Annotated in this window: 10 protein-coding genes; all 10 read left to right on the top strand. The window is 62.4% G+C overall.

Going from position 1 to position 14,119, the window contains the following annotated elements; genetic code table 11:
• The first annotated feature begins 26 nt into the window (after positions 1–26).
• Positions 27–911 carry a sugar phosphate isomerase/epimerase gene (locus tag AYX22_RS03260; protein WP_242703504.1) on the top strand — a complete coding sequence of 295 codons (885 nt, stop codon included), beginning with the start codon at positions 27–29 and terminating at the stop codon, positions 909–911.
• A gap of 18 nt (positions 912–929) precedes the next feature.
• Positions 930–2,096, top strand: coding sequence for a Gfo/Idh/MocA family oxidoreductase (locus AYX22_RS03265; protein WP_207596100.1), 1,167 nt, complete (start codon positions 930–932; stop codon positions 2,094–2,096).
• Positions 2,097–2,172: 76 nt separating this feature from the next.
• Positions 2,173–3,228, top strand: coding sequence for a LacI family DNA-binding transcriptional regulator (locus AYX22_RS03270; protein ID WP_207596101.1), 1,056 nt, complete (start codon positions 2,173–2,175; stop codon positions 3,226–3,228).
• 98 nt (positions 3,229–3,326) lie between these two features.
• Positions 3,327–4,733, top strand: coding sequence for a glucuronate isomerase (gene uxaC / locus AYX22_RS03275; RefSeq protein WP_207596102.1), 1,407 nt, complete (start codon positions 3,327–3,329; stop codon positions 4,731–4,733).
• Positions 4,730–6,100: a mannitol dehydrogenase family protein gene (locus AYX22_RS03280; RefSeq protein WP_207596103.1), complete on the top strand. Its 1,371-nt coding sequence runs from the start codon at positions 4,730–4,732 to the stop codon at positions 6,098–6,100. The genes uxaC and AYX22_RS03280 overlap by 4 nt, the downstream gene beginning before the upstream one ends.
• A 35-nt stretch (positions 6,101–6,135) precedes the next feature.
• Positions 6,136–7,365 (top strand): D-mannonate dehydratase ManD, encoded by a 1,230-nt coding sequence (gene manD, locus AYX22_RS03285; protein ID WP_089593517.1) that lies wholly within the window; start codon positions 6,136–6,138, stop codon positions 7,363–7,365.
• Positions 7,355–9,640, top strand: coding sequence for a gluconokinase, GntK/IdnK-type (locus tag AYX22_RS03290; protein ID WP_242703505.1), 2,286 nt, complete (start codon positions 7,355–7,357; stop codon positions 9,638–9,640). Before manD ends, AYX22_RS03290 begins: the two co-directional genes overlap by 11 nt.
• 369 nt (positions 9,641–10,009) lie before the next feature.
• Positions 10,010–11,158, top strand: a complete 1,149-nt coding sequence (chvE, locus tag AYX22_RS03295) for a multiple monosaccharide ABC transporter substrate-binding protein (protein WP_207596104.1) — start codon at positions 10,010–10,012, stop codon at positions 11,156–11,158.
• 126 nt (positions 11,159–11,284) lie between these two features.
• Positions 11,285–12,814, top strand: coding sequence for a multiple monosaccharide ABC transporter ATP-binding protein (gene mmsA / locus AYX22_RS03300; protein WP_207596105.1), 1,530 nt, complete (start codon positions 11,285–11,287; stop codon positions 12,812–12,814).
• Between the two features lie 5 nt (positions 12,815–12,819).
• Entirely contained in the window at positions 12,820–14,103 is a 1,284-nt protein-coding gene (gene mmsB / locus AYX22_RS03305) for a multiple monosaccharide ABC transporter permease (protein WP_207596106.1), read from the top strand.
• Positions 14,104–14,119: the final 16 nt, after the last annotated feature.

The raw sequence follows: 14,119 nt of genomic DNA on the forward strand, positions 1-14,119 counted from the left end.
AGGGCCCGGAAACCCCGGAGGAAAAAGTGGCCACAATAGGCGTCCAAGCCATGATGCTGAAGGACAGTTTTGCAGACGTCGGAGCGTTCGAAACGATCCGCAAGGTCAGCGCGATCGGCTATAACGCCGTCGAGATTTCCCAAATCCCCATGACTCCGGAGAACGTGGGTGAACTGGACCGCTCCCGTACGGAGCTGGGCATGGACATCGCAGCGCTCTCGGTCAATATCGAAGGCCGCAAGGGCATGCCCGTGGAATCACTGGCGGACAACTTCGACAAGATCGTGGACGACGCCAAGCGCCTGGACTCGTCCTTGCTGCGCATCGGCATGCTTCCGTTCGGGGCCATGAGGTCCTTGGACTCGGTGGTTGAATTCGCCAAGCAAGCCAACGGCTACGCTGAACGCCTCCAGGAGCACGGCATCAGCCTCTATTACCACAACCATCACATTGAGTTCGCGAAGTTTGACGGCAAGTACATGCTGGACATCATCGCCGAGAACTCCCCGGCCATGGGCATGGAAATTGACGTCCACTGGGTCCAGCGCGGTGGCTTGGACCCAGTACGCACCCTCGAAAAATACGCGGGCAAGACTGCCATGGTTCACCTCAAGGACTACAGGATTGGTCAACTGCCGGAATCGTCCTTCGGGCTCCTGGAGAAGGGCGATTTCCCCGGCTTCATGGCCGAGTTCCGCAACGTGGTGCAGTTCGCCGAAGTGGGAGAGGGCAACCTGGACTTCCCGTCCATCGTTCCCGCCGCCGTGGCCGCGGGGGCCAGGTACCTCCTGGTGGAGCAGGACGAGCTCTATGGGCGGACCGTGTGGGATGCGCTCCAGACCTCATACGACAACCTGGTGGCCATGGGCCACGCCGACCTTTTCCAGAATTCAACAAGTTTCAGTTCTTAGACACGGGAGATTGCAGTCATGAGCAAGAAAGTACGCCTCGGCATCATCGGCTTGGGCCAACAGGGCGGCGCTTACGCCAAGTTCATCGCCGACGGCCTCGTGTCGAACATGGAGATCGCCGCCATCTGCGACATCGATCCCGCCAAGAAGGAGCTGGCCGCTACCCAGTACCCGGATGTCCCGTTCTTCGACGACTACATCACGATGCTGGAGAGCGGTTCCGTGGACGCGATCGTCACCTGCGTGCCGCATTTCCTGCACCCGGAGATGGGCATCGAGACACTCAAGCGCAATATCCACGCGCTCGTGGAGAAGCCCGCCGGCGTTTACACCAAGCAGGTCAAGGAGCTCAACGAGTTCGCGGCCTCCAAACCGGAGCTCTCCTTCGGCATCATGTTCAACCAGCGCAACAACCCGCTGTACAAGAAGCTCAAGGAAATCGTCGATAACGGCGAGATTGGCAGCATCCGGCGCACCAACTGGATCATCACCAACTGGTGGCGTCCCCAGGGCTACTACAACTCCAGCGAATGGCGCGCCACCTGGGGCGGCGAAGGCGGCGGCGTCCTGGTCAACCAGGCGCCGCACCAGCTGGACCTCTGGCAGTGGATCTGCGGCGTCCCCAAGTCCGTGTACTCGAAAGTGGCGTTCGGCTTCCGCCGCGATATCGCCGTCGAGGACGAGGTCACCGCGGTAGTGGATTATGGCAACGGCGCCACTGGCGTTTTCGTCACGGCCACCCATGACATTGTGGGAACGGACCGGTTCGAAATCCTGGGCGACAAAGGCAAGATCGTGGTGGAGGGCAGCAAGGTTGCCACCGTGACCCGCTTGGTCAAGCCGGAACGGGAAATCAGCGATGCGATGGGCATGGACGACGTCCGTAAGCTCTTCATGGGCCAGCTGAACCGCGACGAGTTGTACACCAGCGAGGTCATTGAGTTCGAGTCAGTGTGGGGCGGCCAGCACGCAGGTGTCCTGGAGAACTTCGCTGCCAACATCCTGGACGGAACGCCGCTGCTGGCTCCGGGGTCCGATGGCATCAACGGTGTCCGCCTGGCCAACGCCATCCACCTCTCGGCCTGGACCGGCAAGGAAGTATCACTGGACTTTGATGAGGACGAGTTCCTGCATGAGCTCAATAAGCGCATCGCGGAAGAGGGCAAGTTCCCCGAGCGTTCCTAACAAACGCGAAACGGGCCGGTTGCTGATTTATTTGGCAACCGGCCTTTTTTGTTGCCAAGCGGTCTACGATGGAGCGGTGACTGACGTGACGAGCATTGGAACAGCAACCACGCCCACCAAACGAGGCCGGGGGGAGAAGTCCTCTGCCACGATCTACGACATCGCGAAGCTGGCGGGCGTGAATCCCTCCACTGTGTCCCGCGCCCTGAGTAAGCCTGGCCGCGTTAGCGCCAAGACGCAGAAGATTATTGAGGATGCGGCAGCGGAGCTGAATTATCAGGTCAACCCCTTCGCGCGGGCCTTGCCCACCGGCCGCACCCAGACCATCGGCTTGATCGTCGCGGACATCACCAACCCCACGTTCTTCGACATCATCCGCGGCGCTGAAACCACCGGCTCAGCCCGCGATTACACGTTGGTTCTGGCTGAGTCTGCCGAGTCGCCGGAGACTGAGGTAACCGCCGCCCGGCGCCTCCTCAGCACGGTGGACGGCCTTATTTTGGCCAGCCCGCGCATGGATGACGACCACATCCGCGCCTTGGCCGCGGACAAACCCGTGGCCGTCATCAACCGCGAGATCCAAGGTGTGCCCTGCGTTGTTCCCGACGTCAACAAGGGCATCAGCGAAGCCGTGCGCAGTTTGGCCGCCAATGGCCACGAAAAGCTGGCGTACGTCGCCGGCCCCAAGCAGTCCTGGATGACGGCCCGCCGTTGGGAAGGCGTCAAAGCCGCCGCCGAATGGTCCAAGCTGAGCGCGGTGCGCCTCGAGTCGTCAAAACCAACGGTCGACGGCGGCCGGCAGGTTGCGCGCGACGTCCTGGAGAGCGGTGCCACGGCGGTCATCACCTACAACGACCTCCTGGCCATTGGCTTGATGCAGGAATTGCAGGCCGGGGGCATGCGCGTTCCGGACCAGATCAGCATTGTTGGCTTTGACGACATTTTTGGCGCCGATTTCACTACTCCCGCCCTGACCACGGTCCGCTCGCCGTTGGGAGAGTGCGGTACCCGCGCCGTGACCATCCTGCTGGACATGCTCCAAGGCCAGGACGCCCCGGGCGAAGCTGTCCGGGTGGAAACGGAGCTCGTGGTGCGCGGCTCCAGTGGACGGCTGTTGGTCCAGCCCACCTGAGGAACGCCAATGGCCGTGCTGGGCGGCCGCCCAGCAACTAGTTGGCAATTTTTGGCAACCGGTTGACAAAGGTTGGACCGGACCGCCAAGATTGACCTATGTCACAGTCCATCGCAGCACACCCTGACAGGCTCCTGCCCGCAGATCCCGGGACGCGCAGCATCGCGCGGTCCTTGCTGGAGCGCGTCCAGGACCTGCCCATCATTTCCCCGCACGGCCACGTTGACGCCGCAGTCATCGAGCAGAACACGCCGTTCCCCGATCCTGCTGCGCTCCTGGTCAGCCCGGATCACTACGTCACCCGCCTGATCCACGCCAACGGAGTTCCGATGGACCAGCTGCTGGCAGGCACCGCGTCCGCCCCGGAGTCCAGGGAGATCTGGCGGACCTTTGTCCAGGCCTGGCCGCTCTTCGAAGGCACTGCCTCCGGATATTGGCTGCGCACCCAGTTCAACGATGTGTTCAAACTCGGTGCGGACCTCAGTGAGCTGTCCGCAGATGCAAGTTACGACGCTATTGCTGCCAAGTTGGTGGAACCCGACTTCCGCCCGCGGCAGCTCTTCAAGGACTTCAATATCGAGGTCCTCGCCACCACGGATGATCCGCTGGACAGTTTGGCCAGCCACAAGGCACTCACCGAAGATCCGAGCTTCAATGGCCGCGTCGTGCCCACGTTCCGCCCGGACGCCTACCTGAATGTGGCCCACCACAGCTGGAGTGCCAACGTCGATCGCCTCATCGAGACCGCGGCTGATGGCGCCACCGGCTACGCCGGCTACATCGCCGCCCTGGAAAACCGGCGTCGTTATTTCGTAGAGCATGGCGCGGTATCGGCGGACCATGGCGTCCGCACCCCGGCCACCCTCAAGCTTGATGCCGCGGAAGCAGAAACGCTCTTTGAACGTGCCCGTGCCGGGAGCGCAACTGCGGAAGACCGCGACGCCTTCGAGGCCCACATGATGTACCAAATGGCCCGGATGTCCGTGGAGGACGGCCTGGTCATGACCATCCACCCGGGTTCGTACCGGAACCACCACGGCCCTACGTTCGAGTCCTTTGGTGCCGATACCGGTCACGACATTCCGTTCGCCGTGAACTACACCGAGGCCATCCGTCCGTTGCTGCAGGATTTTGGTACGGCCAAGGACTTCCACGTGGTGCTCTTCACGCTCGACGAAACCGTCTTTTCCCGCGAACTGGCACCGCTGGCAGGTTTCTATCCGTCCGTGTACATCGGTGCCCCGTGGTGGTTCCTCGATGCGCCGGACGCCATGCTGCGCTTCCGCTCCGCCGTCACCGAAACGGCTGGCTTCTCGCGGTCCTCCGGCTTCATCGATGACACCCGGGCCTTCTGCTCCATCCCGGCACGGCACGACGCCTCCCGCAGGATCGAAGCCGCCTTCCTCGCGCGCCTCGTGGCCGAGCACCGCGTCACTGAAGACCGCGCGCACGAGCTGATTCTCGACGTCGTCGATTCCTCCCCGCGCAGGGTGTTCAAGCTGTGAACGCCGCGCTTCCGCGTCTCAACCGCGAGACCCGCCCCGCCGGCAAGGCGCCGGTCCGGATTGTCCACCTGGGCCTCGGTGCCTTCCACCGTTCGCACCAGGCCTGGTACACGCAGCACGCCGCTGACGCGGGGGAGTGGGGAATCGCCTCCTTCACCGGCCGCCGACCGGACGCCGCTGATGTCCTCGCCGGACAGGACGGTTTGTTTACCGTGGTGGAGCGATCCGACGCCGGTGACTCCTTTGAGGTAGTGGGCAGCATCGTCGAAGCCGTGGATGGCGCCAACGTTGGCCGGCTGGTTGAACTGGTCGCCGCGCCGCAGACCGCCGTGGTCACCCTGACCATCACGGAGGCAGCGTACGGCCTCGGTGCCGGCGACGCCCCGCTGCTGCTTTCCGGCCAAGAGCCCGCGACGCCGTTGGGCCGCTTGGTCCTGGGCCTCGCCGCGCGTAAGGATGCCGATGCCGGCCCCCTGGCCGTCGTTTCGTGCGACAACCTTTCGGACAACGGAAACGTCACCCGGGATGGCGTGCTGGGTATCGCCGGAGAATTCGACGGCGGCCTGGCCGTCTGGATCGAGGCGAACGTGAGCTTCGTGAGCACGTCAGTTGACCGGATTACACCCCGAACAACTGCGGATGACGTTGCCCTGGTGAGTGAAAAGTGCGGCTACCGGGACGACGCTCCGGTGGTCACTGAACCTTTCCGCAACTGGGTACTGAGCGGAGACTTCCCTGCAGGCCGTCCGCGGTGGGAGGACGCCGGGGCTGTCTTTGTGGATGACATCGAGCCCTATGAAAACCGCAAGCTCTGGCTTCTCAATGGTGCGCACTCCATCCTGGCCTACGCCGGGCAACTGCGTGGGCACTCGACGGTGGCCGAAGCACTTGCCGATCCCGTATGCCTGCGGGCTGTCGAAGATTTCTGGGACGAAGCGTCCAGGCACCTTGCCAATGACGACCTGGGCATTCCCGAGTACAGGGAGGCGCTTCTGCAGCGCTTTGGCAACTCCCGGATTGCACACCACTTGGCCCAGATCGCTGTGGATGCCAGCACCAAACTGCGCATGCGGGCCGTCCCTGTACTCCGCGCCGAACGCGCAGCAGGGCGAACCGGTGAAGCTGCGGCCCGGATGATCGCAGTGTGGGCCGCGTACGTGGAAACGAACGCCGGCCTGCAGGATCCCCGTGCGTCGGAGGTGGAGCATGCCAACCAGCTTTCCGGCCTTGACCGCATTGCTGCGCTGGTGTCGTTACTGGATGCCGGGCTTGCAGGGGAGCCCGCCGTCGTGGAACTGGTCCATCGGCTTGGCCAAGCATTCGCAACACAGGCGAAACCGGTTGCCATCAGTGGTAATCCAACCTAACCCTTCAACCCAGCCACATCCCGAAAGGAAAAGCTGTGAAAATCATTGCCGCTGAAGTCTTTGTGACCAGCCCGTCCCGGAACTTCGTCACCTTGCGCATCACCACGGAGGACGGTGTGACGGGCATCGGTGACGCGACCCTCAACGGCCGTGAACTCGCCGTGGCCGCGTACCTCAAGGAGCATGTTGCGCAGTTGCTGATCGGGAAGGATCCGCACCGGATCGAGGACACGTGGCAGTTCCTGTACCGCAGCTCCTACTGGCGCCGCGGGCCCGTCACCATGGCGGCCATCGCCGCCGTCGACATGGCACTGTGGGACATCAAAGGCAAGGTTGCCGGCCTGCCGGTGTACCAGCTGCTGGGAGGGGCTTCCCGCAACGGTCTGCGCGCTTACGGCCACGCATCCGGGGCTGACATTCCGTCGCTGTTCGACTCCGTTCGCGAACACTTGGAGCTGGGCTACAAGTCCATCCGCATCCAGACTGCCGTTCCCGGCATCAAGGCCGTCTATGGTGTTGCCGCCCAGGCCCAGGCCTCGGGCGAACGCTACGACTACGAGCCCGCCGGCCGCGGCAACTTCCCGTTGGAAGAAGACTGGGACACCCGCGCCTACCTGCGCCACTTGCCCACCGTTTTCGAGGCGGTGCGCAACGAGTTCGGCCCGGAAATCCCGCTGCTGCATGATGGCCACCACCGCATGACGCCCATCCAGGCCGCCAAGCTCGGCAAGGCCCTGGAACCGTACGACCTCTTTTGGTTGGAGGACTGCACCCCCGCCGAGAACCAGGAAGGGCTGCGCCTGGTCCGCCAGCACACCACCACCCCGCTGGCCATCGGCGAAATTTTCAACACCGTGTATGACTTCCAGACCCTCATCAAGGAACAGCTGATCGACTATGTCCGCGCAGCCTCCACCCACTTCGGCGGCATCTCACCGCTGAAGAAGGTCATGGACTTCGCCGCGCAGTACCAGATCAAGTCCGGCTTCCACGGCCCCACGGACATCTCCCCGGTGGGCTTCGCCGCCCAGCTGCACGTAGGCCTGGCCATCCACAACTACGGCATCCAGGAATACATGCAGCACTCTGACAAGACCAACGAGGTCTTCCAGCAGTCCATGACCTTCAAGGACGGCTACCTGCACCCGGGCGACAACCCCGGTATCGGCGTCGAATTCAATGAAGAAGCAGCCGCTGCGTTCCCGTACCAGCAGGCCTACCTGCCGTACAACCGCCTCGTGGACGGCACTGTTCATGACTGGTAAACCTGCCGGCTCTGAAGATGGGCACCGCCACCACATCGTAGTGATGGGCGTGGCCGGCTGCGGCAAGAGCACCGTGGGCGCCGCGCTCGCGGACCGTATTGGCGCTGAATTCCTCGACGGCGATTCGCTGCACCCTCAGGCGAACATCGACAAGATGGCCTCGGGTACTCCGCTGAACGACGACGACCGCGCACCATGGCTGGCCGAGATCGGCAGGCGGTTTCCGGCGTCGAACTCTGCTCTTGTCATCGCGTGCAGCGCGCTCAAGCGCTCCTACCGGAACATCATCCGCAGTGCCGATCCATCCGTGGTGTTCGTGCACCTGCACGGCACCCGTGAGTTGCTGAATGCCCGTATGACTGCCCGTCCCGGGCACTTCATGCCGGCCTCGCTCCTGGACTCGCAACTGGCTGCGTTGGAAGCGCTCGACGACGACGAGGCCGGGATCGTCGTGGACATCGCATCGCCCGTGGAGGACATCGTGAATGACGTACATGCCGCGCTGACAGGCCGGTCCGCAGCGTACGCCGGGCCGCACTTGGTGGATTTGGCGGCGGCTCCCTACAACCTGGGTGACGCCGCGGTGGAGTGGGTGGAGAACACCATTGGCTCCATGACGCTGGAAGAGAAGATCGGCCAGCTGTTCATCAATCACAACAACGATTACTCCCCGGCATATCTTGACGGCGTGCTGGAGAACTTCCACGTGGGCGGTATGCGGTACCGGCCAGGGCCCTCGTCCGCCGTGCAGGAACACATCCGTTACGCCCAGTCCAAAACCCGGATTCCGCTGTTGATCGCGTCCAATCCGGAGATGGGCGGCGCCGGCAGTTGCGACGACGGCACGTTCGTTTCCACGCACTTGCAGGCGGGCTCGCATCCGGACAAGGCCATTGCGCGGCAGATGGGCCAGGTGGCCGGCGTCGAGACTGCCGCGCTGGGCTGCAACTGGGCCTTCGCGCCGATCGTGGACATTCACTACAACTGGCGCAACACGGTCATTTCCACGCGGGCTTTCGGCAACACCCCGGAGATTGTGGTGGAGCGGGCCAAGGAATACTTCGACGGCATCAGCGAATCACCCACCGTCTGCGCCATGAAGCACTTCCCGGGGGACGGCATTGACGAACGTGATCAACACGTAGTCACGTCCTACAACACCCTTGGCTATGACGACTGGAACGCCAGCTACGGTCACGTGTACCGCGAAATGATCGGGCACGGTGTGCAGTCCATCATGGTGGGCCACATCGGCGCTCCCGAGCTGTCCCGGCATTTCCGGCCAGGCTTGTCGGACGCTGAAATTCTCCCGGCCACGCTGGCGCCTGAGTTGTTGCAGGACCTGCTTCGTGGCGAACTGGGCTTCAATGGGCTGGTCCTCACGGATGCGTCCCTCATGGTGGGGCTGACACAGGCCATGAAGCGGCGCGACCTTGTACCTGCGACCATCGCGGCCGGCTGCGACATGTTCCTGTTCTTCCGGAACCCGGAGGAGGACTTTGGGTACATGCTGGATGGCTACAAGTCCGGGGTCATCAGCGAGGGGCGTTTGCAGGATGCCCTGCGGCGGATCCTGGGCCTGAAGGCGAGCCTCGGCTTGCACCTCGCGTCGCGGGAATCCTTGGTTCCGTCGGCCGAAGCCTTGGCCGCCATCGGCAGTGAGGCCCACCGTGCCATTGCTGCGGACGTTGCTGACAAGACCGTCACGCTGGTGAAGGACACCGCCCGCAACCTGCCCATCACCCCTCGGACGCATCCGCGGATCCGCCTCTACGGCATCTCCGGTGGCGCCGACTTCACCCGCGCCGATCCCCTGGCCTACCTGGACACCGTCCGGGAAGAGCTGGAAGCCGCAGGATTTGAGGTCAGCGTCTTCAGGACCGCTGAACAGCGCGAGGCTGCGGGGGAGGCCGGCATGAACTTCATGCGGGTCCTGTCCGAGGAAGCCACGGGCGACTATGCGGAGCGGTATGACGCCGCTTTCGTCTTCGCCAATGTGAAGGGTTTCGCACAGGAGGCTTCCATTCGGATCAAGTGGTCCTCGCCCATGGCCGCCGAAATTCCTTGGTACGCCACGGAGGTTCCCACGGTGTTTGTCTCCTTGAACCAGCCGAACCACTTGATTGACGTGCCCATGGTCAAGACCGCCATCCACGCACACGCGGCAACGCGCGAGGCCATCCGGGCGACCATTCAAAAGATCCAGGGCAAGTCCGGGTTCCAGGGGACGTTCAACCAGAACGTCTTCTGCGATTCGTTCGACACCCGCCTCTGATTTCCCTGTTCCCAGCAGGGAAGAGCTCCTTGCGGCCATCACGCCAGGAGCGATCCCAGCCCGGTACCGCCCACAAAGCGGTGCCGGGCTTTTTCCTGCCCCCGGGGGGCTTGGTCCTGCCGTCCGGAACGTTGCAGGCGGGCGAAGTGGCCAATTGTGAACGCTAACAACGTTTCAAGTCAAGAGTTCCGGGGATGGTCCGGGTCTGCAATCAATTCGTGATCCACGGCACTTGACCGACGGTATTGTTAGCGTTCACAATGGCAGTCGCATCACTTTTCACCGGCATGTGCCGCCCCCAGCACACAGGCCACCCAGCTTTACCGTGCCGGACGCGCAGATGCTCCGGCTGCATCAGAGTTCGCGGCAATGCTGCCGCGGAAGGAGAGCATCGTGAGATTGAAAAAACTCCTGGGCGCCGTAGCGGTTGTCCTGACCTTGACCGTGGGAGCCACGGGCTGCGGAAGCCGTGGAGGCACTGCGGAGTCCACCAGCAGCGCGAACCCCAGCGATTCCCTGGTGGGCATTTCGATGCCTACCCAGACCTCCGAACGCTGGATCGCGGATGGCGCCAACGTGGAGAAGTCCCTGAAGGACCTCGGCTACAAGACGGACCTTCAGTTCGCCAACGACGACATTCCTACGCAGGTTTCCCAGATTGAGAACATGCTGACCAAGGGCGCGAAGGCCTTGATCATCGCGGCCATCGATGGCACCACCCTGACCGACGTCCTGGCCAAAGCCAAGGAGCAGAACGTCAAGGTCATCGCCTATGACCGGCTCATCAACGGAACACCGAACGTGGACTACTACACCACCTTCGACAACTACACCGTGGGCGTCCAACAGGCTACCTCGCTGCTGACCGGGCTTGGCCTGGTTGACCCCAGCGGCAAGAAGGTAGAGGGCAAGGGCCCGTTCAACGTAGAGCTGTTCGCGGGAAGCCCGGACGACAACAACGCCAACTTCTTCTGGACCGGCGCCATGGACACCCTCAAGCCGTACCTGGATGCCGGTACGTTGAAGGTCCCCAGCGGCCAGACCAAGTTTGAGCAGGCAGCCATCCTGCGCTGGCAGGCACCAGTAGCCCAGAAGCGCATGGAAGACATCCTTACCTCGGCCTACAGCTCCGGCACCAAGCTGGACGGCGTTCTGTCCCCGTACGACGGCCTTTCCATCGGTATCATTTCCGCCCTGACCAGCACCGGCGGCTACTCCACCGGAAGCCTTCCCGTGGTCACCGGACAGGATGCAGAAAAGGGCTCCGTTAAGTCCATCGTCGCAGGCGAGCAGTACTCCACGATCTTCAAGGACACCCGCCAGCTCGGCGCTCAGGCCGTGAAGATGGTGGACGCTGTCCTCAAGGGCACCGAGCCGGAAACCAATGACACCAAGACCTACAACAACAAGGTCAAGGTTGTTCCGGCCTTCCTGCTGAAGTCCGTCATCATCACGAAGGACAACTTCCAGAAGGAACTCATCGACTCGGGCTACTACAAGGAATCCGACGTCAAGTAAGTAGTTCCCGGTCTGTGGTCCCGCCGCCCTGTGCTGCAGCGCGCAGTGCGGCGGGACCGCAGCCTCCCTCAGAGCCTGTCGAGTCCTCGGCCCGGCCAAGTTCCAACCAGTCAGCGGGAATTGACGATGAACGTACCCATTCTTCAAATGCGAGGAATCACCAAGACCTTCCCCGGGGTAAAAGCCCTGCAGGACGTCACCCTGGACGTCAACCGAGGTGAGGTTCATGCCATCTGTGGTGAGAACGGCGCCGGGAAGTCCACCCTCATGAAAGTGCTCTCCGGCGTTTACGCCCACAACACTTTCGACGGCGACATCCTTTTCGAGAACGAACCCTGCGAATTTTCAAGCATCACGGACAGCGAAAAGCGCGGCATCGTGATCATCCACCAGGAACTGGCCCTGAGCCCGTACCTGTCCATCGCCGAGAACATCTACCTCGGCAACGAGCTGGCCAGGAACGGCTGGGTGGACTGGCGGAAGACCAATCTGGAAGCCGCCAAGCTGCTGGCCCGGGTGGGCCTCAGTGAAAATCCGGTGACCCCCATCCAGCACATCAGTGTTGGCAAGCAGCAACTGGTGGAGATCGCCAAGGCACTGTCCAAAGAGGTCAAACTCCTCATTCTGGACGAGCCGACCGCGGCGCTGAACGATGAAGACTCAGACCACTTGCTGGACCTCATCCTTCACCTCAAGGGCCAGGGCGTCACCAGCATCATCATCAGCCACAAACTCAACGAGATCCGCAAAGTGGCAGACGCCGTCACCATCATCCGCGATGGCAAGTCCATCGAGACCCTGCGGCTGGATCAGGGCCAGATCACGCAGGAACGCATCATCCGTGGAATGGTGGGCCGCGACCTTGAAAGCCTCTATCCGGACCGGACTCCCAATATCGGCGAGGAAGTCCTCCGCATCGAGGATTGGACTGTCCAGCATCCCCAGGACCATTCCCGCATGGTGGTGAACAATGCCAGCCTGAACGTACGCAAGGGTGAAGTTGTAGGGCTGGCAGGCCTCATGGGTGCCGGCCGGACCGAGCTGGCCATGAGCGTCTTTGGCCGGACGTACGGGCGGGCAGTATCGGGCAAGGTTTACAAGTACGGGGAAGAAATCAACACTTCCACCGTTTCCGATGCCATCGAACACGGGATCGCCTACGCAACCGAGGACCGGAAGCACTACGGCCTGAACCTGATCGAGGACATCAAGCGCAACATCTCCATGGCCGCACTGAACAAGCTGGCCAAGCGCGGCTGGGTGGACGGCAACAAAGAGACCACCGTAGCCAACCACTACCGCCAGAGCATGAACATCAAAGCTCCCTCCGTTGCTGCCATCACGGGCAAGCTCTCGGGTGGAAACCAGCAAAAGGTAGTGCTGAGCAAATGGATGTTCTCAGACCCGGACGTCCTGATCCTGGACGAACCAACCCGTGGAATCGACGTCGGCGCCAAGTTTGAGATCTACACCATCATTGCCGAGCTGGCAGCCGCGGGGAAAGCAGTCATTGTGATCTCCTCTGAGCTTCCGGAGCTCCTGGGCATCTGCGACAGGATCTATACCCTGTCCGCAGGCCACATCACCGGCGAAGTCCCCATCGCCGAAGCCACCCAGGAAACCCTCATGCACTACATGACCCAAGAGAAGGAATAGCGAACATGTCCGCCCTACGAGAATCCCTTGGCTTCCTCACAAGCCGCCTCCGCCAGGTTGGCATCTTCGTCGCCCTGATCCTGATCGTCATCCTTTTCCAGGTCCTGACCGACGGGATCCTCCTGCAGCCGCAGAACGTCACCAACCTGGTGGTCCAGAACAGCTACATCCTGATCCTGGCCATCGGCATGGTGATGGTCATTATTGCCGGACACATTGACCTTTCCGTCGGGTCCATCGCAGGCTTCATCGGCGCCGTGGCCGGCGTGATGATCGTGCACTGGGGCTGGGCGTGGTGGCTCGCCATCCCGGCCTGCCTCCTGGTTGGCGCGTTGGTGGGAGCGTGGCAAGGCTACTGGATTGCCTATGTGGGCATTCCAGCCTTCATCGTCACCCTGGCCGGCATGCTCATCTTCCGTGGACTGACCCTCATCACCCTCAAGAACCAGCAGATCACCCCCTTCCCGAGCGAGCTCCGCGCACTGGGTGGCGGCTTCCTGCCGGACATCTCGGGGGGTACCTCCGTCCTGGAATGGTTGACGGTCATCCTTGGCGTCGGCGGCACGGCAGCCATCCTCTTCCAGGCACTGAAGGAACGCCGGGTACGCCGCAAGTTCAACCTGGAGAATGAGCCGATGGCCTGGTTCGCCGTCAAGAACGGCTTCATCGCAGTGCTGATGCTCATCATCACGTTCCTGCTGGCCAGCTACCGCGGAACCCCGATTGTCCTGATCGTCCTGGCTGTCCTCGTGATCGTCTACTCGGCACTGATGAACAACAGCATTTTCGGCCGCCACACGTACGCGATCGGTGGCAACCTCCACGCGGCCGAGCTTTCGGGCATCAAGACCAAGAAAGTCACCTTCCGCCTGTTCGTCAATATGGGTGTCCTGGCCGCGTTGGCAGGGCTGGTGTTCACGGCCCGCCTGAACTCGGCACAGCCTGCCGGTGGTACCGGCTTCGAACTCGACTCCATTGCTGCCGCCTTTATTGGTGGCGCAGCGGTCCAGGGCGGCATCGGCACGGTAGCCGGTGCCATGATCGGTGGCCTGATCATGGGCGTCCTGAACAACGGCATGTCCATCCTTGGCCTGGGTACCGATTACCAGCAGCTCATCAAGGGCTTGGTGCTCCTGCTCGCCGTTGGCTTCGACATCTTCAACAAGAACCGGACAGGTGCCGGTGGAGGGTCCTCAATGGGCCGTCGCTTCAAGTGGAAGACCACGCCTCCGGCAACCGAGGCGGCCCCTGCCGCCAAAGCGCAGCCCGTAGGCGTCGACGCTAAGTAGGAACCATGTCACGCGG

The organism is Arthrobacter sp. D5-1 (assembly GCF_017357425.1).
Lineage (GTDB): Bacteria > Actinomycetota > Actinomycetes > Actinomycetales > Micrococcaceae > Arthrobacter.

Bases quoted from the DNA above. Each gene is read 5' to 3' on its own strand.
- AYX22_RS03265 (WP_207596100.1), top strand. From the start codon at position 930: ATGAGCAAGAAAGTACGCCTCGGCATCATCGGCTTGGGCCAACAGGGC.
- uxaC (WP_207596102.1), top strand. From the start codon at position 3,327: ATGTCACAGTCCATCGCAGCACACCCTGACAGGCTCCTGCCCGCAGAT.
- AYX22_RS03290 (WP_242703505.1), top strand. From the start codon at position 7,355: ATGACTGGTAAACCTGCCGGCTCTGAAGATGGGCACCGCCACCACATC.
- chvE (WP_207596104.1), top strand. From the start codon at position 10,010: ATGCTGCCGCGGAAGGAGAGCATCGTGAGATTGAAAAAACTCCTGGGC.
- mmsA (WP_207596105.1), top strand. From the start codon at position 11,285: ATGAACGTACCCATTCTTCAAATGCGAGGAATCACCAAGACCTTCCCC.
- mmsB (WP_207596106.1), top strand. From the start codon at position 12,820: ATGTCCGCCCTACGAGAATCCCTTGGCTTCCTCACAAGCCGCCTCCGC.